This is a genomic window from bacterium SCSIO 12844 (assembly GCA_024397935.1).
Classification (GTDB): Bacteria; Pseudomonadota; Gammaproteobacteria; order Francisellales; family Francisellaceae; genus M0027.
Map to the genome: position 1 here is coordinate 1,436,711 of CP073743.1, position 24,890 is coordinate 1,461,600.

At 30.8% G+C, this 24,890-nt stretch carries 30 protein-coding genes; 26 read left to right on the top strand and 4 right to left on the bottom strand.

Features of this window, described 5'->3' with window-relative positions:
* Positions 1-186: 186 nt before the first annotated feature.
* From KFE69_06800 to KFE69_06895, 20 genes are all read left to right on the top strand, one after another.
* Complete coding sequence (locus tag KFE69_06800; protein UTW43791.1) at positions 187-423, top strand: hypothetical protein; 237 nt, start codon at positions 187-189, stop codon at positions 421-423.
* Positions 423-842, top strand: a complete 420-nt coding sequence (locus KFE69_06805; GenBank protein UTW43792.1) for a hypothetical protein — start codon at positions 423-425, stop codon at positions 840-842. The genes KFE69_06800 and KFE69_06805 overlap by 1 nt, the downstream gene beginning before the upstream one ends.
* Positions 843-854: 12 nt before the next feature.
* Positions 855-1,448, top strand: a complete 594-nt coding sequence (locus tag KFE69_06810; GenBank protein UTW43793.1) for a phage baseplate assembly protein V — start codon at positions 855-857, stop codon at positions 1,446-1,448.
* A gap of 75 nt (positions 1,449-1,523) precedes the next feature.
* Positions 1,524-1,859, top strand: a complete 336-nt coding sequence (locus KFE69_06815; GenBank protein ID UTW43794.1) for a GPW/gp25 family protein — start codon at positions 1,524-1,526, stop codon at positions 1,857-1,859.
* On the top strand, positions 1,856-2,704 hold the full coding sequence (locus KFE69_06820) for a baseplate J/gp47 family protein (protein ID UTW43795.1): 849 nt from the start codon (positions 1,856-1,858) through the stop codon (positions 2,702-2,704). Before KFE69_06815 ends, KFE69_06820 begins: the two co-directional genes overlap by 4 nt.
* A complete protein-coding gene (locus tag KFE69_06825; GenBank protein ID UTW43796.1) occupies positions 2,697-3,227 on the top strand; it encodes a phage tail protein I in 531 nt (176 codons plus the stop codon). The genes KFE69_06820 and KFE69_06825 overlap by 8 nt, the downstream gene beginning before the upstream one ends.
* A gap of 5 nt (positions 3,228-3,232) precedes the next feature.
* Positions 3,233-3,709, top strand: coding sequence for a phage tail protein (locus KFE69_06830; protein UTW43797.1), 477 nt, complete (start codon positions 3,233-3,235; stop codon positions 3,707-3,709).
* Between the two features lie 34 nt (positions 3,710-3,743).
* Complete coding sequence (locus tag KFE69_06835; GenBank protein UTW43798.1) at positions 3,744-3,884, top strand: hypothetical protein; 141 nt, start codon at positions 3,744-3,746, stop codon at positions 3,882-3,884.
* A gap of 99 nt (positions 3,885-3,983) precedes the next feature.
* A complete protein-coding gene (locus KFE69_06840) occupies positions 3,984-4,439 on the top strand; it encodes a hypothetical protein (protein UTW43799.1) in 456 nt (151 codons plus the stop codon).
* Between the two features lie 21 nt (positions 4,440-4,460).
* Positions 4,461-4,847: a hypothetical protein gene (locus KFE69_06845; GenBank protein ID UTW43800.1), complete on the top strand. Its 387-nt coding sequence runs from the start codon at positions 4,461-4,463 to the stop codon at positions 4,845-4,847.
* 4 nt (positions 4,848-4,851) lie between these two features.
* Complete coding sequence (locus KFE69_06850; protein UTW43801.1) at positions 4,852-5,154, top strand: hypothetical protein; 303 nt, start codon at positions 4,852-4,854, stop codon at positions 5,152-5,154.
* 243 nt (positions 5,155-5,397) lie between these two features.
* Positions 5,398-6,543, top strand: coding sequence for a phage tail sheath subtilisin-like domain-containing protein (locus tag KFE69_06855; protein ID UTW43802.1), 1,146 nt, complete (start codon positions 5,398-5,400; stop codon positions 6,541-6,543).
* Positions 6,544-6,555: 12 nt separating this feature from the next.
* Complete coding sequence (locus KFE69_06860) at positions 6,556-7,056, top strand: phage major tail tube protein (GenBank protein ID UTW43803.1); 501 nt, start codon at positions 6,556-6,558, stop codon at positions 7,054-7,056.
* Positions 7,057-7,071: 15 nt separating this feature from the next.
* Positions 7,072-7,329, top strand: coding sequence for a phage tail assembly protein (locus KFE69_06865; GenBank protein ID UTW43804.1), 258 nt, complete (start codon positions 7,072-7,074; stop codon positions 7,327-7,329).
* A 130-nt stretch (positions 7,330-7,459) separates the two neighbouring features.
* Positions 7,460-8,743 (top strand): hypothetical protein, encoded by a 1,284-nt coding sequence (locus tag KFE69_06870; protein ID UTW43805.1) that lies wholly within the window; start codon positions 7,460-7,462, stop codon positions 8,741-8,743.
* Positions 8,744-8,746: 3 nt separating this feature from the next.
* Positions 8,747-9,115 carry a phage tail protein gene (locus KFE69_06875; GenBank protein ID UTW43806.1) on the top strand — a complete coding sequence of 123 codons (369 nt, stop codon included), beginning with the start codon at positions 8,747-8,749 and terminating at the stop codon, positions 9,113-9,115.
* Positions 9,116-9,129: 14 nt separating this feature from the next.
* Positions 9,130-9,327, top strand: a complete 198-nt coding sequence (locus KFE69_06880; GenBank protein UTW43807.1) for a tail protein X — start codon at positions 9,130-9,132, stop codon at positions 9,325-9,327.
* A 2-nt stretch (positions 9,328-9,329) separates the two neighbouring features.
* The gene (locus KFE69_06885; protein UTW43808.1) at positions 9,330-10,304 is read left to right on the top strand and encodes a hypothetical protein; all 975 of its coding nucleotides are present in this window, start codon (positions 9,330-9,332) and stop codon (positions 10,302-10,304) included.
* A 59-nt stretch (positions 10,305-10,363) separates the two neighbouring features.
* Entirely contained in the window at positions 10,364-12,964 is a 2,601-nt protein-coding gene (locus KFE69_06890) for a hypothetical protein (GenBank protein ID UTW43809.1), read from the top strand.
* Between the two features lie 25 nt (positions 12,965-12,989).
* Positions 12,990-13,556 (top strand): hypothetical protein, encoded by a 567-nt coding sequence (locus KFE69_06895; GenBank protein UTW43810.1) that lies wholly within the window; start codon positions 12,990-12,992, stop codon positions 13,554-13,556.
* A gap of 35 nt (positions 13,557-13,591) precedes the next feature.
* Here KFE69_06895 and glpD read toward each other — a convergent pair whose 3' ends face one another.
* Together glpD and KFE69_06905 are read right to left on the bottom strand one after the other, a co-directional pair.
* Entirely contained in the window at positions 13,592-15,112 is a 1,521-nt protein-coding gene (gene glpD / locus KFE69_06900) for a glycerol-3-phosphate dehydrogenase (protein ID UTW43811.1), read from the bottom strand.
* Between the two features lie 149 nt (positions 15,113-15,261).
* Positions 15,262-15,837, bottom strand: coding sequence for a hypothetical protein (locus KFE69_06905; protein ID UTW43812.1), 576 nt, complete (start codon positions 15,835-15,837; stop codon positions 15,262-15,264).
* 327 nt (positions 15,838-16,164) lie between these two features.
* Between KFE69_06905 and elbB the strand changes: the two genes are divergently transcribed.
* From elbB to KFE69_06930, 5 genes are all read left to right on the top strand, one after another.
* A complete protein-coding gene (gene elbB, locus KFE69_06910) occupies positions 16,165-16,836 on the top strand; it encodes an isoprenoid biosynthesis glyoxalase ElbB (GenBank protein UTW43813.1) in 672 nt (223 codons plus the stop codon).
* 61 nt (positions 16,837-16,897) lie between these two features.
* On the top strand, positions 16,898-18,286 hold the full coding sequence (rlmD, locus tag KFE69_06915; GenBank protein ID UTW43814.1) for a 23S rRNA (uracil(1939)-C(5))-methyltransferase RlmD: 1,389 nt from the start codon (positions 16,898-16,900) through the stop codon (positions 18,284-18,286).
* 24 nt (positions 18,287-18,310) lie between these two features.
* Entirely contained in the window at positions 18,311-19,324 is a 1,014-nt protein-coding gene (locus KFE69_06920) for an alanine dehydrogenase (protein UTW43815.1), read from the top strand.
* Between the two features lie 143 nt (positions 19,325-19,467).
* Positions 19,468-20,727, top strand: a complete 1,260-nt coding sequence (locus KFE69_06925; protein ID UTW43816.1) for a sodium:proton antiporter — start codon at positions 19,468-19,470, stop codon at positions 20,725-20,727.
* Positions 20,728-20,850: 123 nt separating this feature from the next.
* Complete coding sequence (locus KFE69_06930; GenBank protein ID UTW43817.1) at positions 20,851-22,836, top strand: DNA topoisomerase III; 1,986 nt, start codon at positions 20,851-20,853, stop codon at positions 22,834-22,836.
* Here the strand turns inward: KFE69_06930 and KFE69_06935 are convergent.
* Positions 22,831-23,217 carry a membrane lipoprotein gene (locus tag KFE69_06935; protein ID UTW44030.1) on the bottom strand — a complete coding sequence of 129 codons (387 nt, stop codon included), beginning with the start codon at positions 23,215-23,217 and terminating at the stop codon, positions 22,831-22,833. The genes KFE69_06930 and KFE69_06935 overlap by 6 nt on opposite strands.
* 227 nt (positions 23,218-23,444) lie before the next feature.
* Between KFE69_06935 and KFE69_06940 the strand changes: the two genes are divergently transcribed.
* On the top strand, positions 23,445-24,068 hold the full coding sequence (locus tag KFE69_06940) for a hypothetical protein (protein UTW43818.1): 624 nt from the start codon (positions 23,445-23,447) through the stop codon (positions 24,066-24,068).
* Here KFE69_06940 and KFE69_06945 read toward each other — a convergent pair.
* On the bottom strand, positions 24,063-24,863 hold the full coding sequence (locus KFE69_06945) for a kinase/pyrophosphorylase (protein ID UTW43819.1): 801 nt from the start codon (positions 24,861-24,863) through the stop codon (positions 24,063-24,065). The genes KFE69_06940 and KFE69_06945 overlap by 6 nt on opposite strands.
* Positions 24,864-24,890 lie beyond the last annotated feature (27 nt).

The following is a 24,890-nucleotide window of genomic DNA, read 5'->3' on the forward strand; positions in this document are numbered from 1 at the left end:
GTGAAACATCATTTAAGATTATATATTTGATTATTGCTGTAAATGATTGATTATTTATTAAGAAAATTGATTAACTTTTATTTAACCATACTAATTTTTAAATCTGACAAATAAGCCAATTTTATAAATTATTTAATAGTAAATTAATAATAAATAAGTAAGTCATTATCATAGGAGGTGGTAATAATGATTGTAAATAATATCAAAAATAATTTTCATGATATGGTTATGTTTTTTGATTATTTTAATATAGATAACTCAATTGCTTATAATTATGCAATCGATAAAAATAACCCTTTTGAAAAGATAATTATGGAGCAATTAGGGATAAATGAAGAAAAAATACTAAAAAAATATCAACATATACAAGCATTAGATGATTTTTTATATCACTGGAATTTAAATAATATGGAGATAATGTAATGGGAAATATGCACTATAAAATGTTAAATAATGTTGTTGGAGAACACTATACAAAAGATATTTGTAATTATTTACAAGAAAAGGGAACTGATCGTATTTTAATTCCATCTAAGTTTAAAATGAGTTCTAATTTAGCAGCAGTATTACCTGAGTCTATTTTTAAAAAACTAGTTATTGAGCTTGGTGGTATGCGATTAAGACCAATTGAGATAACCGAGAATGATCGTCTTAGAATTACTCAAAAAGCTGTTAGTATTTTAGAAAAAGAACTTACAGAAGATGAAATTGCATTAGTTTTACAACGATCTGTAAGAACAATTCGCTATGCTTATCGTTATAAAAATACAAACAATCATCTAGCTTATGACCAAGTCAAAGAGCCAATTAAACAAATGAATTTATTTGATCATTTAGATTAAAAGGGTATTTATATGACTGAATTAGAACGTCTTTGGGAATTAGAGCGTCGTTTGGCGAATCTGATTAGAATTGGAAGAATTCAATCAATTGATTTTAGCTCTACTAGAGCTAAAGTTGTTATAGGGCAATTAGAGAGCGATTGGTTGAAATGGTTAACTCAAAGAGCTGGTGATTGCCAAAGTTGGTGGACGCCATCAAAAGGCGAGCAAGTGGTGTTACTTTCCCCATGTGGTGAATTAAATAATGGCGTTATTTTACCGGCATTATTTGCTAATAATGAACCGACTAATAACGCTTCTATACATTATTATCGCTATAAAGATGGTACTGAAGTTAGTTATGATTATGAAAAGCAAAAATTAACGGTTAATGCTACGGGTTTAATTGAAATTGCTGCAGAAAAAGAAGTTAAAATAAAATCTAATGCTGCACAAATTAAGTTAAACCAAATTGACATTGATGTACCTGAAATTTCAATAAAAGGCAATTTATCGATTAATGGTAGTATTATTGTATCACAAGGTGATGTTATTGCTGATGGTAAAGCACTGAAAATGCATACCCATATCGGTGATAGTGGAGGCATAACTTCATCTGCAAAATAATATATTAAATTAGCCAAAAATGCTTAAAAATACAATTTATAATCACAATCAAGTCAACTAAAAAGATAAATTGCAATGAATGGAATATCAAAATATGGAAATAAAATGCTTGAAGATTTTGAGCATGTAAAACAAAGCATTGAAGATATCTTAACAACACCAATCGGTTCAAGAGTAATGAATAGAAATTATGGCTCTAAATTATTTAATTTGATTGATCAGCCGTTTAATCAAATAACACTGGCAAAAATATTAAATGCAACATTAGAAGCAATCTCTATTTGGGAGAAGCGTGTACGTGTTAGTCAAATTAAAGTTAATCGAAATAGCTTACACCATATTCTATTAGATATTGAATTTATTTATTTAGCTAATGGAAAGAAAAATAATTTTTGGGGTATTGTAATATGAAAAAAATAGACTTATCCAAACTACCTTTACCTGCAGCAATTCAAAAAGTCGACTATGAAGATAATTATAATTTATTGTTAAACGACTTTAAAAAGAGACTACCAGAGTATGATGCAGATATTACTTCTGACCCCGCAGTTAAAATACTTCAGTCTTGCGCATATGGCTTAACCTTATATCAAATGAGAATTAATGATGCAGTTAAATCGGTTTTGATTTCATCAGCTAAAGGTTCTGATTTGGATAATCTAGGAGCTTTATTAGCAGTTTTTAGAGAAAAAGATGAGTTAGATGATCGTTTCAGATTGAGAGTAATTAGTGCATTAGAAAAAACATCAACTGCAGGCAGTCAATGTGCATATGAAGCATTAACGATGGAATCTGATGCAAGAGTAATCGATGTTGTAGCTTATGATGATAACCATAAACCAGGCATTGCATTTATACTAATTCAAAGTTGTGAATATCAATGTGGTCGAGCATCTGAAGAATTAATTGCTAAGGTAACCAGTTATTTATCTGCACCAGAACGGAAACCTTTAGGGTGTAAAATAGTTGTTTCAAGTGTTAAGCCACGACATTATTCAATTGAGGCAAAGATTATACTTGATAAACAGTCAAATCAATCGCTAGTACTTAAAACACTTAAAGATAATATCAAATTGTTTACACAAACACGCCATCGTATTGGTCAATCAATCCCTTTATCTGAAATATATGCACGACTAAACATAGAGGGTGTTAGCTATGTTGATCAGTTAATACAACCTGTAGAGTCAATTAATACTTCAAATAGAGAAACACCTTATTGTAGGGAAATTAAAATTGAGGTAAGTGATGAATAGTTTAATGATACTACCACCGAATGCAACTAAATTAGAACAATCAATAGTTGCAGCATTTTTAAATCAGTTAGCACAAAAAGAGATCTTTATCCGTAGTCTATTTAATCCGGATGAAGCTTTAGATGTATTTCTAGTTTATTTAGCACAATTATTATCAGTAGATTTTGAATTATATCATCAAGTTTTAGAGCCAAAGAAATGTCTGATGATTAAACAATCAATTGAAATACATCGCCAAAAAGGCACATTTGGTGCACTCAAAAATGCATTAGACACTTTAGGCTATCCAATAAGTATTAATGAGTGGTATGAATCTGATGATCTAAAAGCACATACTTTTAGCTTAACGATTGATTTAACTAATCATGATCATGTCAATTTAGAAGTGGTTAATCATATGGTGAAAAAACATAAAAATATACAAAGTAGTTATTGTTTAAAGCTAAATAATAATTTGAATTTAGCCATTTTTATTTTTGCATCTTTTAGTATTGAACATACTTTTTTACTTCAAGGAGATTAAAGATTATGTATGAAATTAAACTAACTGAATCAGGTAGAGAAAAATTAGCATTAAGTTCAATTGATAAAAATACACTACAGTTAGCTAATTTTACAGTGAGTAATCAAAGTGATGATTATGCTTTATCTTCTGTCATTTTTGAACAGCCTATTAATCAAGTTGATGTTCGTGGTGATGAAATTTTAGTTAGTTGTGTAATTCCTGAGACAGTTGAAGATGTTTGGCTTAAGTTTATTGCCATATTTGATGATAAGAATGAAGTTATAGCTTGTGGTAATTTACCGGAATTTTATAAGCCTAAGTTTGAAGTGTCACCTTCAATTTGTAACTATTTAGTTAAATTTAAGTATGCTAATGCAGATCAATTGACGATTGATTTTGATTCACAAGCTTATGTATCTAAAAAAGATTATTACCAATTATCAGCATCGGTTATTCAATTAATGAGTCATCATATAGCGCATATTTGGCCTAAAAAGTAGTGTTCTTTAAAGTTAAATTATAAGGAGGTATATCATGTCAACAGTCAATGATGTCATTATAGCGGCATCAACATTAACAGAAACTGTCGCAAGTCAATGTAAAGTAATTGATGATAAATTAGCTCAATTAGATCAATTTCAAGCAGAAATACTACAAAGAGAGAAAGCCGCTTGATCTCCTTATTGGCGATTATCTCGTAATCAAATTGGAACAATAACAGATGGTATTTTAGATTATTTTTCAATCATTCATGATTGTGATATTACATTTGAAGTGATTAAAACAATCAAAACAAATGTTATTTGGCAAGATCGAGATTCACAAGAGCAAGAAATTTTAAAGGCAATGAATAAAGAAAATATTCAACATACGCTACCTGAATTCAATATCATTAAAATGACTTGGAAAAAAATTTTTGTAGAGGATAAAGGGCGTTTATTTTTTCAAATGATTAAATATCATACCTGGGTAACAAATGCTTGCTATGCAAAACTAGTTAGTGGGCATTTAAGTGGTAGTTATTTTGAAAATATTAGTGATCAATGGGGGTTATGTGGCACAAGTAAATTATTAAATCATACGTCATATACCACACCACATCCATATGCACAAAGTGAAACAGGTGAGGTTCATTTTTGTTTATTAGGTACTGTTGCTGGACGTTTTCCATTAGATAGAAATAATCCTAAATGGGGGTATTTACCCTATATACAAGTGCTAGAAGATTAGTTAAAAAAGGAGTAAGTTAACATGAAGTTTACAGATGATGAGCTAATTAAATCTAAATTAACAAAAAGAGAAGAATTACGATATACAATACATCAATCAGTCGGTGATACAGAAAGCTTATTTAGTACTGACTCTGATTTACTACAGTTGGTTGTTTTATTAATTTTAGAGATGTATACACAACTAAAAGATCATGAAATAGTTAAGCAATTATTATTAAATATTGAGCCTACGACTTTTAATCTGCTAGTTATTTTATATGAAAAGCTTCAAAACCAACAAAATATTTTTCCGATTGAAATTAAGCAGAAATACAAATTAGATCAAAAAATTATAGATGATATTATTCAACGTTATGCTTCAACAGCATCACATCTTGAGTGTTATTATCAAAAAACACAAAGCTAAATCAATGTTTAAATCAATTATTGTAATGGTGGCATCTTTTGTTTTTCTATCTTTATTTATTATAGGTTTTGCCATTGTATGGTATCAACTTGATTTGGCAAATACACAGATTAAAGAGATGGAAAAAAGTTGGCGAGACTCAGTCAATAGTGCCATGTTGGCAATGAAGTATAGGCAAAGTTTAAATGAACAATTTATTGAAGATGAAAAAGAGATTAGTCAATCTATTGATCATTGTCTTAATCAGTCTGTACCTGATGATATTAAACGCTTGCTCGCTATTTACGAGCAAACCAACAATTATTAAAAAAGATTATATACCACCATCATTAATGGCAATGAATGAATTATATTGTGAAGTTGAAAATTATCGTGATTTGGTGCTTTGTTTAAGGAGACTAAAAGATAACTTAAGTCAATGTAATTTTGATAAAAAACTCATTGGTCAATTAGTGTTTTCAGCATAAATATTAAAATTTTTGTTTTTTTAGCCAAAAACAAAACTTTATATAAAGTATAGTCATATTAATTATTCAAAGGAGGTAGTTCTATGTCAGATAGTTTTTTTCATGGTGTTGAAATAATTGAAACAGACGATGGTATTCGACCTATTCAAACTGTGCGAAGTTCTGTTATTGGTCTTATTGGAGTAGCAGATGATGCAGATGAAACGGTATTTCCACTTAATGAGCCTGTATTAATTACAAATCGTAAAGATACAGCAAAACTAGGAAAATCTGGAAGTTTAGTTGATGCAGTTAATTTAATCTATGATCAAATCGGTGCAGTTGTTGTTATTGTACGGGTTGAAAAAAGTGATAATCAACAAGAGCAAATGGCAAATATGATTGGCGGTGTTGATGAGAATGAAAAAAGGACTGGCATTAACGTATTGATGGATTCTGAAAGTAAGCTAGGTGTTAAGCCAAAATTACTAATTGCACCTGGTTTTAGTTCCGAAGTTGCAGTAGTAGAAGCATTAAAGTCAATAGCACAGCGCTTAAAAGCAATTGTGATTGCTGAGAGTCCATCAACAACTGATAGTGATGCAATTGAATATATTCAAAACTTTGATCATTCAAGAATTTATGTTGTTGATCCAAGTATCTGTATTTTAAAAAATGGTATAAAAACAGTTGTACCTTGTAGTAGTTTAATTGCTGGATTAATTGCTAAAGTTGATCATCAATATGGCTGGCACCTTAGTCCTTCAAACCATGTATTAAATGGAGTTGTTGGCGCACAACGAGCAATTGAATATAGCTATTATGAACAATCAAAAGCCAATCTTTTAAATGAAAACCGTATTAATGTCATTATTCGTCAAAATGGTTGGCGTTTATGGGGAAATCGAACAACATCTTCTGATCCAAAATGGCAATTTTTATGTATTAGGCGTACAGCTGATATGATTAATGAGTCCTTATTATATGCTCACCAATGGGCAGTTGATCGTGGAATTACAAAAACTTTTATTGATGATGTGACAATGAGTGTTAATGACTATCTACGCACTTTAATAGCACAAGGAAGAATCATTGGCGGTAAATGTTGGGTGGATGAAACAGTTAATAGCAACAATGAGATATTAAATGGACATATTATATTTGATTTTGATTTTACACCGGTTTATCCAGCTGAACGTATTACATTTCGCTCGCGTCTAACAGATGATTATTTAGAAGAAATATTTTAATGGAGGTGATAGATGATAGGAGATCGTATTTTATTAAATTTTGGTGTTTATCTTGATGGTTATGGTTATTTAGGGGAGGCATCAGAAGTACAACTGCCCAAAATAACATTAAAAACAGCAGAACTTTCAGCAGCTGGAATTTCAGGCATCATTGAAGTTGATTTAGGTAAAGTTGAAAAAATGGAATCAAGTTTTAAATTAAAAGGAGTCCATATAAAACCAATTAATGCATTAGGTTTAGGTAATTCAATACCTTTAATCTTAAGAGCAGCAATTAAAAATGCTGATGGCACAATTAAGCAAATCATTATTGAAATGCGCGGTTTAATCAAAGAAATTGATCATGGTACTTTTAATAGTGAAGATATGGGGGAAACATCAGTTTTAATGAGTGTACATTACTATCGTTTAAGTGAAGATAATGAAGATATTATTGAAATTGATCCAATGAATAATATCCGTAAAATTAATGGTGAAAACTCATTAGCTGATAGTATTAAAGCAATTAATTAGAAAGGAGATAGACAGATGGAAATTATCTTAAATGAGGATGTAAATTTACTGAATGGTATAAAAACAAAACTAGTTGAATTAAGAGAGCCAACACCAAGAGATTTGTTAAATATCAGTAATATTAAACAAGTAGAGTTTAAAGAAATTACTTTGATTTCTAATTTAACGAGTATTGATATTGAAAGTATTAAAGATATGCCAATGAAAGACTATAAAAAATTACAAAATGCATTAGAGGTGATTTATAGTGATGATGCTACATCCCCAAAGTAATCACTGAAAAATTATTTGTCATTGCAACCCAAACATCATGGCCACTATCTGAGTTATATGATCTTTCAATCTCTGAAGTTAATTACTATTTCAATTTAGCAAAACAGTGGATTCATAAAGGAATACAATCATGTTAAAAGAAACCAAATGGTTAAACCATCTAGGCTCAAGTATAAACTTATTAGATCGTATTTCCGATAAATATCAAAATATCCTAGATACAACATTAATGCTTGGAAATTCATTTGATCAATTGGGGGTTAAAGTCAAGTCGATTAATTTGGACTTTATTCAATCACCACTTGAATCGATTAATAAAATAAAAAATTCTAATCAATTAAATGATATCATTAAGAAAACATTTTCCAAAACTGAGTCGTATTTTTCACAAGCAATCGCAAATATTAATTTAAATCAGTCACCATCAACTCAAATGATGCTGCATAATCCTTTAACTGAGTCATACAATTTATTATTAAATCAATTTAATCAAATAAAATCAGAAGCCCTTTTGTCGATTCTATCAAAAGTAATGCCTTATCTATCAAGTGTATTAGATGCAGTTAATACATGGGTTATTGATCATAGTGAAATAATAGGTAATTGGCTAGAGCAGTTGATTAGTCAATTACCTGAGGCTAAAGAGTTAATTAATACAATGGGTAATGCGATAACGACTTTAGCTAGTGTTATTAATCATGTCGTTGATTTAATTGGCGGTTGGAAAACGGTTATTGCTGGGTTTGTTGGCTTTAAAGTTGCTGCATTTATTGCAACGATAATTACTGCATTTCAAAGTTTAGGTAGTGTGATTCCGATTGTTAGTGCTGCAGTTAATGGATTAACCATTGCATTACAGGCAAACCCAATTGGTGTGGCAGTTACAGCAATTGCCTTTGGTGCAATGCTAATTATTCAGTATTGGCAGCCTATCTTAGGTTTTTTTCATCGATTATGGCAAGGTATTAAATTAACTTTTATAGATGCGATTAACTGGATGAAACCAATGATTTCGTGGGTGTCTGACGCTATTTCCTATGCATATAAAGGTATTGAGTCAATTGCAGCATTTTTAGGTTGGGACATGAACTCTGACCAAACGCTATCAGATAATCATGACAATAGTCAGTCTAAAATGTTTAACCAAAATACAAAGTTCACTACACTAAATAATGATAAGGTTCAAAATATAAATAAGATAATGCCAATCAATGAAATCATTGAAAATAATCATCAAAACGATGCCCAAAATAGCAGTTTTAAGAATCATCAGAATACGACAAAAGTCATTGATGTCAAAAATTATATTACGTTAGATGGACGAAGAAATGACAATACAGAATTAATTGAATCTGCAGCATTTTCAGGGACACAAAAAGCGATTGCTTTATTTGATGTTGATGGAGGATATTAAAAAATGAAAACATTAACATTTGGTGAAGTGGTTTTTGATATTAACCAAATTACATATAGTCAGCTAGATAAGTCATTGAAAATGCGTTGGGTAAAGCATACTAGGATTAATCAAGCACCCAGATTAGAACATACTGGGATTGAATCAGAAACATTAACAATTCGTGGTATTGTTTTTACCCATTATCAGAATGTATTTGATGCGCTTAAACAATTAAATGATATTGCACTTAGTGCTAAACCACAATTTTTAGTTGGATTAGATGGTATGGTTTATGGGCGTTGGGTATTAGAAAGTATTAATGAACAAATTACAGATGAAGTAAAAATGAGTTATTCATTATCATTGATTCGTTATGATTCAGATAAGTAAAAGGACAAATTATTATGGCAGTTTATATTACTAAAGATGGTGATATGTTAGATGAAATTTGCTATCAACATTATAAAAGCGAAAGGTATTTAGTAAAAGTATTAGAAGCAAATCGAAATTTAAGTGATGCTGATTTAAAGTTAAAAGCTAATCATGCTATTGAATTACCAGATATTACCTTAGATGAATTTATATCGTTGAGGTTATGGTAAAAATGTTTGAATATCAAATCAAAGCAAATGGCAAAAATATTACCAATCAAATTAAACCACACCTTATATCAATGCAGATTAATGACGTGATTGGTGATAAGGCAGATACAATTAAGTTAATATTAACAGATGAAAATGGTTTATTGGCATTACCTACAACAGGAGTTAGCTTAAATATTTCAATATTTGAACATAATCAACTAGTTTCATTTGGATCTTTTGTAGTTGATGAAGTTTGCTATCGTCAAGTACCTACAACAATAGAAATAAGTGCGACATCAATTTCATTTGATCAGTCTTCAGACTATCAGGCCATGCACAGTCAAAAAACACGTTCGTTTTCAAATATGCGTTTAAAAGATATTATTGTTCAAATTGCTAATGAGCATAAACTAGATTATTCAGTTAGTGATCAACTAGGCCATTATTATATTAAACATATTGAACAGATAAATGAAAGTAATTTGGCTTTTTTAAGACGATTATCAAGAGAACAAAAAAGCGATTTTAAGCTAACCTATCGGCGTATACTATTTTATGAAAAAGATGCAAAAACAATATCTAATAAATCAATTACATCAATGAGTTTAAATGTTAGTGAGTTAAATTCAATTTGTTATAAGGTTCAAAAGCGTAATCATTATAATAGTATAATTGTATCTTATTATCATTTAGATCAAGCAGAGGTAAAAGAGGTGATAATAGGTAGTGATGAACCTATTTATAGAGCAACTTATGTTTATGAGTCAAAAGAAAAAGCTTTAGCAATTGCTAAAAAAATATTATCAGAACAACAAAATAAGTCAGATAATTTAACATTCACTATGCCTGGAAATTTATTTTTAAGAGCAGGACAACCTATTGTAATTAAAGGATTAAAAGAAAGTACTCCAAATAAATGGTTGCTTACAGAGGTAAATCATCGATTTAATACAGATGGATATACTACTAGTATCATAGCAAAAATCAATATATAATAATCATACATATATAAAATCAACTTTAATGATTAAACCTATTAAGTAGGGGTGTTGCAATGTTAATATTTTCTGGATATGATCAGGCTGTAGTTGATGGAAAGTCTGTGTTTTCAGCTCATTACTCAAATGAGAGTATTCAAACTTTAGATGATTTCTTCAGTCATGAATTATTGAATCAATTTAGAGAAAATGATGGAAGCTTACCTGAAAATTTAACAATATTAGGTCATTCAGGGCTTAGGACATTTTCGGGTAGATCTCCAAAAGAATTTGCTGATTTATTTATCAATGCAATAATCAAAATATCTGAGTTTCAACCTCAAGTTAAGGATAAGTTAAAGTCCATTGATATCATAAGCTGTGGTGCTGGCATGATAGCAAGGGATATAAGTTATGATGATAATTTAAGATCTTTTACTTTAAGATTTGCTAGTATGATTGAAGAACGTTTAAATAAAGAGAGTGGATTTAATATAGAGGTTAGGTCTTTTAGTAATTTAGAGTTAACGGATACTCAAATAACTGAACAGCAAATGAAATTGCAATTAATGCATTCAGCTACACCACAGTCTCATCAATTTATTGAAAAAGAATGGAGTAATGTTTATCACCAAGATCAGATTTATGCAATTAAAGTACATCCAGACACTAGCTCTAATTCTTATGTAGTCAATGCATCATTGCACAAAAGTATAAGTAAATCGACTGACTTTATGACAGAGCAAGTAAGTCAATTAGATGAACAAAATGGACAGCTAACTGAAAAGTTATTAACTTTACGCTCACAGTTAAGTGGTGTTGAAATTAATATTAGCAGTCAAATAGAAGCAAAAAAATCATTTCAATCAGTTATAGATTTTTTACCTAAAATAGGTAACTTGAGTGAAGAAACACTTCAGTTAGAAAATGAATTAAACGAACTAAAACTTGAAAAAGCTATTTTTTTAAGAAAAGCATCTTATATACAATGGAGACTTGATGCTTTACCACAAAGTTCAAAAGCAATTGCTGAAATTCAACAAAATATTTTATTGCTAAAAAGTGAACAAGAAAAATTAGTTCAGTCATTTAAGTTCATGAAACATTCTGTTAGAGATCAAATTAAAGACATTGAGCAAAATCTTAAGCCTGGTGATGAGTTAACTGAAGATGATAACTACATAAGGTTAAAAGCATCATACAATAATGATAAGCAAACAATGCACGCTAAGTATGAAGATTTAGAGTTGAAAATTATACAATATGAAACATCTATATCTAAAATAGAGAAAGCTAGAGAAGCTTACAGTCTTCAGCATAATATATCTGATATTGACGCTACAGTTAGAGCATCATTAGAAAAACAACTGTTAGAAAGTAAGACAATTAAACCAGTTGAAGATATTGGGCTAATGATTCAATTATTGAATTCTGAAAATGATGAATTATTAGAAAAAATCAGCTCTTTAGATCACAAGTTAGAGCAAGTAGAGTTAGATCAAATAACGTATGACAGCTTAGTAGAACAAAAAAAACTTATAAAAAGTAAAGCACAGGCAATTGGTCAAGATAGCTTTGATCCAGAAAACAATAAAAGCCATCAGTTAATTCAGCAAACATATGATGAATTAGTTGAAAAAATAAACCATATTACATCAAAATACGTTGATACTTTGAAAGATGGAAAATTGGTTGGTAAACTATCAGAAGAAAAAACTTTACTGTTATCCAAGCTTGAACACAATAAATCAGAAATTGTAAAATTGAAAAACGAGCCGATGTATCAATTAGAAGGTAAGATAAAATTAAAAGAGCAGCAGTTGAATGAAAAACAATTAATGTTAGCTGAAACTAAAACTAAATTAGAACAAAAAACTGAACTAGTTAAGTTGTATTGCCAAGAGAACCAACATAAATTACCAAAATTAAAAGAACAGTTAATACAAAAGACAGAACAACTAGAACAAAAGCAGTCTGCATACAAGCAAGTAGCCAGCCAAATAAAAGAAATTAGAGTTAAAGGTGAAGCTAAATTAGAAAGAAAAGAAAATCTATTAGTTGAGCAAAAATTAATTGAAGACATACTAACTCAGAATGAAACTGATATAGTTGAAAAGATCAAACCAATTATTAAAAAAAGTGAATTATTTCCTAAAATTAAACAGAAGTGGGCTGAAACAAGTGGTCAGTATCAAGAAGATGATACTAAGTTTATTAAAAATGAATTAATAGCAATATATCAATCTAAAATTAGTCAACTTGAAAGTAATGTTTCTACATTAAAAAGTAGCTTTGACTCATTGGTAGGAGTTAGAGCAACTCTAAATAGCGACGTTGTTGCATTATTAAATGATGTTGAAGAATTAGAAAGTAGTATTAATAGCTTGAATGCTGGTGGTTTAATAGATGAATATCAGAAAACGCATAATGAGCAAGTTGGAATACATAGAAAACTTTTGCAAAGTAGTAGAAAATTAGACCATTTAGAATCAGCATTTGTTTATTCAACAAACCCCAGGGAAAGTTTGGCTAAAGAAACAAATAATTTTACGCAAATGATTAGACTAAGTCGCTATAGTGAAATTAAAACGGAATACTCACAGCAAGCAGCAGGGCTTTTGTTTAGCACTTATCCAATGCAAAGAAATCAAGACTTAAGTATAAGTTATAATGCTTAGTTAAATACATATTTGGAGTATAAATATGATTATTTCAATGAAAAATTCAAATATAAATAATAAAATTATTAAACATTTAATGCTTAGTGATGGTGATTTAAATGTACAACCATATCATAAAATTTCATTAGATATAATGCAGGGCCACCAAGTGTTTATTGTTGATTTAGAGCTTGATGGTAATTTTATAAAGTTTGCAAATGCTCAGGCCATGACGAATAAATTAATACAAGCGCAGTTACCTAAAGGTGTAGAGGTGATTTATCTTTTAATTAATGATATAGACCCTAAAAAATCACTTTATGTATTTGCTAATCAATTAGCACATAATTTAAATCAGCTTGGCTATTCTTTGAACGTCAATATAATTAGTAATATTAATTATGATTTTACTTATATTCAGTTTGATAACAACTATTTTCAATTATGTCATATTGCTGCAAAAGATCGAGTTAAGTTGCTTAAGCAATTAGAAGAAAGTAAGACAGTAGTAGATGTTTATAAGCATTTTGATTCGAAGGTTACTATAGAAATATCTGATGATTTTATTACTTGGCTTGAAAAAAATACAACACCATTAGATGGAAAATAGAGTTATACAGTTATCTGAAGAGGATCAGGCTCTGATTAAACTTTCTTCTTAAGATTTAACCATCTTTGAATATTTTTCTTTTCATCATCATTTAGCCATAAGCCTAATTTACTGCGTATCCAAATTAGACCATCAAGGTCAAATGCCCATTCATTATCAATCATATATTGTAATTCTTTTTCATAGACGTTATAGCCAAAATGCTCACCTAAATCATCAGTGCTATGGCAATTTTGAAGAAAACTAAATGCACACATTCCATAGCTTGTAGCATAGCGATAGGCTTGTTGTTTATCTAACCATGGAAAATGCGCATAGATTTTTGCAAAAATATCCATTTCTGATTTCGCATCGCCTCCTGGAGATTTAGTATTGGCAGTCCATGGGTGACTCATCTGAAGAAAATAAGGTTTTAATTTATCAAGGGCGGCTTCAGATAATGTTCTAAAAGTAGTGATTTTACCACCAAAGATGGATAAAAGGGGTAATTTATCATCACTATCTTCAACTTCAAAGTGATATTCTCTTGTTACTTTAGATAGGTTTTGAGAATGATCATCGTATAATGGTCTGACACCTGAATAATGCCAAATAGCATCTTCAGGTTTAATCGGTACTTTAAAGTATTCATTGATTAAGTTACATAAATATTGGATTTCATTTTTAGTTGCTTTTACTTCTCTAGGATCACCATGATAGTCGGTATCCGTTGTGCCAATTAATGTAAAGTCATTTTTACCAGGAGAGATAAATCCATAGGGTATGGCAAAAACGATACGATTATCTTCATTTTGGAGAATATAAGCATGAGAGCCATTATATAGTTTTGGTACAACAATATGACTGCCCTGGACTAATCTAACGCTACTTTTAGAGTGTGATTCAATTGTTTTACCCAATATCTCGGCAACCCAAGGGCCAGCCGCATTGACAATAGCTTTGCTTTTTACAAGCACATGACCATCTTTTGTATCTAAAACTGCTTCCCAGTAGTCATGGGTTCGCTTAGCGGATATACAAGGTGAATTGACATAAATTTCAGCACCTAATTCTTTGGCTTGCATGGCATTTAAAACAACCATTCTTGAATCATCAATTCGACAGTCTGAATAGCTAAAGGCATAGCTAAATTGGTCTTTTAAACTTTCACCTTCTTGAGTATTTTCTAAAGATAGTCCTTTTGATTTATTAAGCGATTTAAGTTTAGATAAATGATCATATAGAAATAAGCCTGCTCTAATCATCCATTTAGGACGTAAATGTTTAGCATAAGGTAAAATAAATGTTAATGGATGAATAATATGTGGTGCTTTATTAAGTAATACTTCACGTTCTTTTAAAGCTTCTCTAACTAGTTTAAACTCATATTGTTCTAAATAACGCAAACCACCATGGACTAGCTTACTGCTATAAGATGACGTTGCAGAAGCTAAATCTTTAGCTTCACATAATACAACTTTCAGTCCACGGCCTTGTGCATCACAAGCAATGCCTGTTCCATTTATACCGCCACCAATAACAAGTAAATCAGCTTCAATTGTTTTAACGATTTGCATAATAAAATGTATAGCCTTTTAATTAATTTTCTTTTAATAAGAATAGCATGAGATTATTTTAATGTATTTATTATCAATAGTCAGAGAAATTTATTGATTAATTTTTAGATTAAGAAGCTTTCACTTTATAATAGTAGCTAATGTTAGAATTAATATGGCATTGGCCCTAACTCTTCTTCATGAGGGATTGGTAAACCTTTATACCTTCCGGTTGGGTTAGTAACCCAACCCTTAGTTATTCTTGCATAGCTTAATAAGGTTTGCTGTAGCCAAGGTAGATACTCTGTATCAGAAGTATTTAATACATGCGCTCTTGCTTCTGTATCAGAAACATTAAATCCAAGATGTTCTAACACTTTAATTGCAGTAGTTACGCTATTTGCATCGGGTTTATAGTGTCCAGAAGCATTATCTACCCATGAAATACTATAGTCATCATCAACTTCAAAATAACCTGCTGCCAATATAGGTTGTCCTCCTGCAAGTTGAGAGTGAGAACGATATTGCTCACCAGTTTTTTCATCTACAGGTAGATAGCGAAATGAACTTGTTGGTTGTGAAGTCAAAACATACATATATTTGCCTGGTTCTATGGACTCTCTGTTCTTAGCTGTAATTTCCCAGTGCGAATAACTATTAAAATCATAATGACGCCAACCAATCCAATCACCAATATATGCATTCCAATTAACTTGAAATTCAGTATTTGCATTATTTTTTTTCATAACAACCCTTAGTTTAATTATTAAATATGAAATTATTTTAAAGCAGTTTTTCATTATTGTCTGATCTTTTAAATGACAATTGAAATATAAATAGTGTTGAAATATATCCCTATATATTTTTGTATAAATTAAACTTAATTTATTCGATTTTAGTATTTAATTAATTTATATAATTATTTTATTTTTATTTATAATGATGATGTGCGTTATTTTTATGCAAATTATTTAAAACAAATCGTTATTTTTTTGACATCAAATATTTGCTATGATCAAGCATAGACAAGTTTTTATTTTATTTATATATAAACCATAAATTAGGAGTAATCTATGACAGAGAAAACAAAAAAGGTTGCTGTTGTATTATCAGGTTGTGGTCATTTAGATGGTGCAGAAGTTCATGAGTCCGTTTTAACATTATTAGCATTATCAAGAGAAGGTGCACAATATGAAGGTCTAGCACCCAATAGAATGCAGCATCATGTGGTTAATCATAGAACACAAAAGGAAGTAGTAGGTGAATTTCGCAATATTTTAGATGAATCGGCAAGAATTATGCGTGGTAATATCAAAGCAATTGATGATGCAAACTTAAGTAACTATGATGCAGTTATTTTTCCAGGTGGCTTTGGTGCAGCAAAAAATCTATTTGATTTTGCTTTTAAAGGTGATGAAAGCTTTACGGTTAATGAAGATGTTTTAAACTTTGCCAAAAAAGCCTATCAGATGGGCAAACCAATGGGCTTTATTTGTATTTCACCAATGATGATGGCGGATATTTGTGGCGCAAATGTTAATATGACTATCGGTAAAGATTTAACTGCAGCAAAAGCCATTGAAGCAAAAGGTGCAAAGCATCACCTAACTGAGGTTGATGGTATTTGTATTGATAAAGATAGAAAAGTTGTTTCAACACCTGCGTATATGTTAGGAGAAAATCCATATCAAGTTTCCTTAGGTATTGATAAACTTGTTAAAGCAGTTCTTGAATTGAGTAATTGATTCTCGTTATTAAAATACTTACACTATGCCATGAATTAAAATAGGCAACCGTATATTAAAAATGAATGATCAACTTGAAGTTACAAAAAATAAGCATAAAAAACATAAAAATAGAAGACGTCGCACTAAACGCCCTCCAGAAGGTATTTTTGAAGCTGAAATAGCCTCTTTAAGTCATGAAGGTCGTGGTATTAGCCAAATTAATGGTAAAACAACATTTATTGATTTAGCATTAAAAGATGAAATTGTATCATTTCAGTATGAATCAACGCATAGTAAATATGATGAAGCTTTAGCAGTTGATATTAAAAAAGCATCGCCTGATCGTGTAGCGCCAAAATGTAAAGTATTTGGTTTATGTGGTGGCTGTGCTTTACAACACGTATCTGCTGATGGTCAAATTAAGCTAAAAATGGATACTTTAAAAAGTCACTTTGAACATTTTGGCAATTTAGCACCTTTAAATTGGCTTGAACCTTTAATTAATGAAAATCCTTGGAATTATCGTAATAAAGCACGTTTAGGTGTTCGCTATGTACATAAAAAAGAAAAAGTTTTAGTTGGTTTTAGAGAGCGAGGTGGTCAGTTCATTACTGATATGGAGCAATGTCCAGTTTTACACTCATCTGTTGATCAACTTATTGCAGATTTAAAAGCGTTAATTTTTTCACTAAGTTTATATAGAGAAATACCGCAAATTGAAGTTGCTGTTGACGATCATAAAACTGCGTTAATTATAAGACATTTACAAAAATTCAATGAGTCTGACTTGGAGCAATTAACTAACTTTGCTAAAAAGCATGCTATTTGGTTTTATTTACAATCAAAAGGCCCTGACACAATAAAATTATTTTATCCAGAAGTAGCAGAGTCAGAAAGTTATTTAAGCTATAACATAGATGACTTTGGTATTGAAATTCGATTCCAACCAAATGACTTTACTCAAGTAAATCCTCAGATGAATCAGAAAATGCTTAATCAAGCAATTAGCTTAATGGAATTAAAATCAACGGATTGTGTGCTTGATCTATTTTGTGGTTTGGGTAATTTTAGTTTGCCATTAGCAAAGCATGCAAAACTAGTAATAGGTGTTGAAGGTGATAGTCAAATGACTGAAAGAGCGTTAGAAAATGCTAAATTAAATGGCATTAATAATGTAGAGTTTCACCCTGCAAATTTATTTGAAACGATTGATAATGCAGATTGGGCAAATCAACAATATGATAAAATCTTACTAGACCCTCCTCGTGCTGGAGCGGTTGAAATTGTCAGTCAAATTGAGCGCTTTAATGCAAAAAGAATTGTTTATGTCTCTTGTAATCCCGCAACTCTAGCAAGGGATGCTGGTATACTGGTCAATGATAAAGGATATACAATGTTAAGTGCTGGTATTATGGATATGTTTCCACATACTGCACATGTTGAGTCTATTGCTGTATTTGAAAAATAATTTAAAGATAAAAGGATAGCTGTCATGGAAGAAAAAAGTATATTATTAGTTAAAGAGACAAAAGCAGATGAAAGACGAGTTGCTTTAATTCCAGGTGATGTCTCTGAATTGATAAGCTTAGGCTATCAAGTATTTGTTGAGCATGATGCAGGTAAAGGCGCTGGCTTTGAAGATAGTGATTATCAAAGAAATGGTGCGTTCATTCGTTATCTTGATAATATAAACATAAGTGCATATCAAAAACTCTTTGAAAATATTGATATAGTCATTCGAGCAAAACGACCTGATCGCAATCGTGAAGTTTTGGAAAACCGAGCTATAAAAGCTGGCAGTATTATGATTGGTGCGCTTGATCCACAAGAGAGAAATTCATCACATATTGATGAATACCATAAAAGAGGTATTTGTGCTTATAGTCTTGATCAACTGGAATTGCCAGCAGAGCATCCAATGAATATATTATCTGCTATGAGTAAAATAGCGGGTCGTTTAGCATTATTAGATGCAATACAAAAGCATCAACTAAAAGCTAATAATGTTGTTATTATTGGAGCAGGAACTGTAGGCTTTGCAGCATTAGAAGAGGCAATTAATCAAAATTTAAATACAACCGTACTAGTTACTAATTCAGATCAAGAAGCTAGAGCTAAGAAACTAGGTGCAAAAACAATTTATTTTGATAAAGAGGCAAGTTTAGCTGATCAACAAAAACTGATTAAAGAAATTGTAGCAGATGCTGATATTATCATCACTGGAGCAAGAAAAGCCAATCAAAAAGCCCCCATTTTAATACCTAGCACAACGTTAAGTGAAATGAAAAATGGTGCAGTAATCGTAGATATGGCTTTATCAGAGGGTGGCAATGTAGAAGGCAGTGCCCATGATGAAACCATTAAATTAGCCAACGGTGTTGTGATTACTAATGTTAGTGGTTATCCAAAAGCGATGCCACATGAGTCAAGTAAATTATGGAGTAAAGCAAGCGTTCTGTTCATAAATGCTCTAACTAATAATCGTTTATCAATATCTAAGTTATAATTACTTGATAACTTATTGCTGATATTACTTTAATGCCTAGTTTTAGAAAAATACTTTGGTAGAATATTTATAATTTTTTATTAAATTCTGATATAATCCACTAAAGTTTAAAAGTATGTGATTAATTTATAAATGAGTTGTGAATGAGCTATCATCTATTATTTGCAGTGTTAGTGGTAATAAGTGCTTTATCTAGTTACATAAATTATAAATTATTTAAGTTACCAAAATCGATTGGAATGACAATTACAACTTTGATTATTTCAATTATTGTAATGATGTTTCTAAAGTTGTTCCCTTCTATTTTTACGCCTATTAATAATTTACTAAGTGGTATTGATTTTAGGAAAACAGTGCTTGAGGTAATGCTTAGTTATTTATTATTTGCAGGCGCATTACATGTGAATACAATTGATTTAAAGAAAAATCTATTATCTATTGTCTACCTTGCAAGCTTTGGTGTAGTAGCTTCTACAATTGTTACTGGTTTATTAATTTGGTGGGTAAGTGGACTGATTTCTTATCAAATATCATTGCCTTACTGCTTATTATTTGGTGCATTAATTTCACCGACTGATCCTATTGCTGTATTAGGTGTGCTTAAAACAACAAAAGCAGTTCCTAAAAAAATTAAGATGCGTATTACTGGAGAAGCCTTGTTTAATGATGCTGCGGGTATTTTAATTTTTATTTCATTATTAAGCGTTTTCTTTTATGGTGATGAGTTTAGTATTACACATATTTCATTAGGTATATTGCATGAAGCTGTTGGTGGTATTGTCTTTGGTGCAGTGATAGGATTTTTAGCAGCAAGACTACTTAAGAATGTTGATGATAAACAAGTTGCTATTACAATTACATTAGCCGTTTCAAGTGCAGGTTATATATTAGCTCAAAATTTAGGTGTATCAGCGCCGATTTCAATGGTGATTGCAGGCTTAGTGATTGGCCATCATATGAAGAAAGAACGATTTAAAGCAAGTACCATTGTTACATTAGATAATTTTTGGGAATTAATTGATGAAATCTTAAACTGTTTTTTATTTGTATTAATTGGTTTGGAAATGTTAACAATTACATTTCATATTGAGAGTATTATTTTAGGTGTCTTAGGCTTTATTGTAATATTTATTTCACGTTATATTAGTGTTTCATTTCCTAATATGTTTAGAAATATACGATTAAGGCGATTTTATTGGCGTGAAAATGTGTTAATGACATGGGGAGGGATTCGAGGTGGTATTTCAATTGCATTGGCTTTGTCGATTCCAGATGATGAGGTGATTGTCTCGTTAACCTATGTGGTTGTGATTTTATCAATTGTCTTTCAAGGTGCTAGTTTTAAATGGATTATTAATAAAGTATTCCCTCAGCAAAAGCATGATAATAAGCTCAAAGTGTAATTTGTCATAATTGCTTAATGAAAATAATGCACGTTAAATTTATATTTCATTGCAAACTATTTTATAAAATTATATAACCTTGTAAATTATTACTCAGTTAAGATTAAAGAGAATTAAATAACAATGAAAGTTTATCTATCTGAAAAGCCATCACAAGGTAGGGATATTGCCTCTGTATTAGGTTGTAATCAACGTCATGATGGTTATTTGTCAAATACAGATACGATTGTTACTTGGGGTTTTGGTCACTTATTGCAACCAGCTGATCCAGTTGCCTATGATGAAAAATATAAACGTTGGGATATGAAAGATTTACCAATTATTCCACAGCGTTGGAAATTAGCAGCAAATCCTAAAAGTAAAGCTCAGCTTAAAATAGTCAATAATTGCATTAAACAGGCGACAGAAATTGTTATTGCGACAGATGCCGATAGAGAAGGTGAGTTAATTGCAAGGCTTATTATTGCTAAATCTGGCTATAAGGGTGTTATTAAAAGATTATGGTTATCAGCACTAGATGATGCATCTATTAAAAAAGCATTATCTAGTCTTAAAGATGGTAGTGTTACTGAACCATTATTCTGGGCAGGATTAGGTCGACAAAGAGCAGATTGGATTTGTGGTTTAAGTTATACACGTGCAGCAACCTTAATTTTAGGTAGTGGTGTTAATTTGTTCTCAATTGGTAGGGTGCAGACGCCTTCAGTTAGATTGGTTGTCGAAAGAGATTTAGAAATTGAGAATTTTAAAGCAAAAGCATTTTATACAGTTACTGCAACGGTTGTACAAGATCAGTTGTCGGCTGAATTTAATTGGCTTATTCCAGAGTATGCTAAGGGAGATGATGAAGGTAGGTGTTTAGATAAAAAATTTGCCAAAGCAGTGATTGATAAATGTAAAGAGCAAAATGGTGTTATTACATCCTTAGAGAAAAAGAAAAAATCTAAAAAAGCACCTTTGGCATTATCGTTATCGGAGTTACAAAAACTTGCAAATAGTAAATATGGTTTAAGCGCACAAGATATACTTAATTGCGCGCAGGCACTCTATGAAAGGCATAAAGCGACAACCTATCCTAGAACGGATTGTGGTTATTTGAATATGGAGCAGTTTGATGAGGCTATAACTATTTTTAATACGTTAAAATCATTAAATAATGAATATGATAATTTAATTAAATATTGTGATCATACGTTTAAATCACGTTGTTGGAATGATAAGAAAGTATCAGAATCAGCACACCATGCAATTATTCCGACCAGTAATTCAAAAATTAATATTAATGCAATGAGTCGTGAGGAAAGACAAGTTTATGATTTAATTGTTCGATACTACTTAGCTCAATTTATGGGAGATTTTATTTACGATGAAACTATTATACAGGTTGAATGTTGTGATGAAATTTTCACTACAAAAGGGATTTTAGTATTAGAAGAAGGATGGAAACAGGCATTTAGTAAAGAAGATGATGAAGATAAAGATGCTAAATCATTACCACCATTTAATAAGAATGATGCCGTCATTTTAAAAGATTTAGAGTTACATAATAAAAAAACAACACCACCCCAACATTATACTGAAGCAACACTTATTTCAGCGATGAAAAACTGCGGTAGGCGAGTTGAAGATGAGAAAGCAAAGTCTATTTTAGCTAGCGTTAAAGGAATTGGTACTGAGGCAACAAGAGCAAATATTATTGAAACAATAAAAAAACGTGAATATATTAAATCTAAAGGTAAAACAAAAAGCTTAGTTTCTACAGATAAAGCTAGAGAATTAATTAAGCTATTACCTGAAGAAATTACCAGTATAGAAATGACAGCTGACTGGGAGTTAGAGTTAGATAAAATTGCAAAGAGTCAGTCAGATTTTAAAGACTTTATGCAACGAATTGCTGTTTCAGCTTATCAAGGTGTTCAAGCAATAGCTGATCTTAAAGGTAAGGGTAATATACCGATTAAGAATCCATGTCCTAAGTGTGGTGCTGAGCTTAGACGAATGAAATCAACCAAAGGAAAAGGATTTTGGTGGGGCTGTACCCAGTTTAGAAATGGTTGCCGAGTTGTATTAGAAGATAAACGCGGTAAACCAGTGCTTAAGAGTCTATGATTTATCTTTTGTAATAGCCATCTGATAGATAAAAACAGTTAATAAAGCCCATAGGTAATTAAAAACTATGTTCATTAAAAAAGTTTTTAAGCCTGCATGAATGGCAAAAAAACCACTGCCTTCAAGCGGCATTTTTACAATAAAGTTGAAAAATACAACTAAACTACCAAGAATAATAAACTTTAAAAAATTCTTTTGGGTATATAAAGAAATAATTACTAGTACTATAGCCCATACACCCCCCCAAACCATAAGTCTGTATAATTGATATTTAAATGCATCGTCTAAATGAATGTGAAAATTTTGAATAAATGAAAAGATAAAAATCAAAATAAAAGCACTGATTGCACCACTTGCAAACGAGCTAAGAATTTGATTGATTCGGTTGGTTTTAAACAATATAGTTTACTCCTATGACGTATAGTATTGTACATAATTATATGCTACGAAAATATTTAGTGTCAGCTTGTTTATCTAAAAAATTTAACACTGTATGGTTCTTAGTTGCCTAAAAATATATAGATTTATCGTATTTTTTTCAGTTTAAGTAAATAGTTAAATATTTGATAATAAGCTATTGGGGTTGCAGTGAATAAGGAAACGATATAATGCCAGAATTATTAAGACAAAATGATCATAGAGTAGTAAATCTTTCAAAACTAGGTGATGAATATGTAGCTACAATTGAAGTATTAACATCGTGCTCAAGCTTTTCAATAATAGGGAAAAGTAAAGAAGGTCAATTGATTGCATTAATTGATCATGCACCCGGTGGGGATGTGCGAAGCAATAAGCTAGATGAATTTAAAGATGCTATTATAAAACATGGTATTACCCAATTAAGTATTTTAGAGATAACAAGAGAAGATAGACTTGAGGATAGAAAGTTTGATCGTAGCCAACTTGATAATGTAAAAAAATGGGCAAATAAATTACTAGAAGAAGAAATAATTGATGGATATCAGCTCAAAGCAATGTATGCAATGAGTCCAGATTCAATACGTTATGGAAAGTCAGGAATTTATGTTGTTCATGAGGTATTTTTGGCTAAGAAAATTGATGAGCTGGTAGATGTTGAAAAAGGAAAGCTAAATGAAGTTTATGGATTAAGTGATATTCAAATAATTGCAGACCAACAAAAGACAGCTACATCATCTACACCATTTTTAGATAAAGCTGAGGAAAGTAGTAATCAAGTGAAAGATAAAAGTAATTGCTGTGTGATTTTATGATTTTTTTGACATAATTTTCGTTGCTAACTCTTCAACAGAAAGTGCGGTTGAATTTAAAAATGGAATATTATATTGCCGGTAAAGTTTTTCAACCGCTTTAACTTCAGCTTGGCATTGTTTTAGTGATGAATAACGGCTATTGGGTTTTCGTTCATTACGAATTGTCACTAGACGCTCAACGCCAATGGTCAGCCCAAATAATTTACGTTTATGTTTAATTAAGGACTTTGGTAGTGTGAAATTTTCAATATCTTCTTCAGTTAGGGGGTAATTTGAAACAGCAATGCTATGATGTAATGCTAAATATAGACTTGTCGGTGTTTTACCACAGCGTGAGACACCAACTAAAATAATTTCAGACTGATCATATTGATTTGGGCAGGCGCCATCATCAGTATTTAAACTAAAATTTAATGCATCAATGCGCTTTTTATATTTTTCGTAATCATGCATGCCATAAGCTTTACCAATGGTATGGGAGGATTCAATACCAAGTGTTTTTTCTAAAGGACCAATAAAGGTTTGGATAAAATCTAATACAACACCATTGGTTTGACGTATACGTGATAACGTATCAGGGCAGACAATGGTTGTAATGACAATTGGTGGGTTGCCTGTTTGCGCATAAATGGATTCAATTTCAGTAATTATTTTATTTACTTTAATTTCATTATTAATAAACGGGTGATTGGTTACATTAAATTCTACTTGGTCAAACTGAGATAAAAGACTTTGTGCTAATGAGTTAGCAGTAATGCCAGTACCATCAGAAATCAATAATACATCACGTTGCATAAATTTTTCTCTTAATCTTTAATTAAT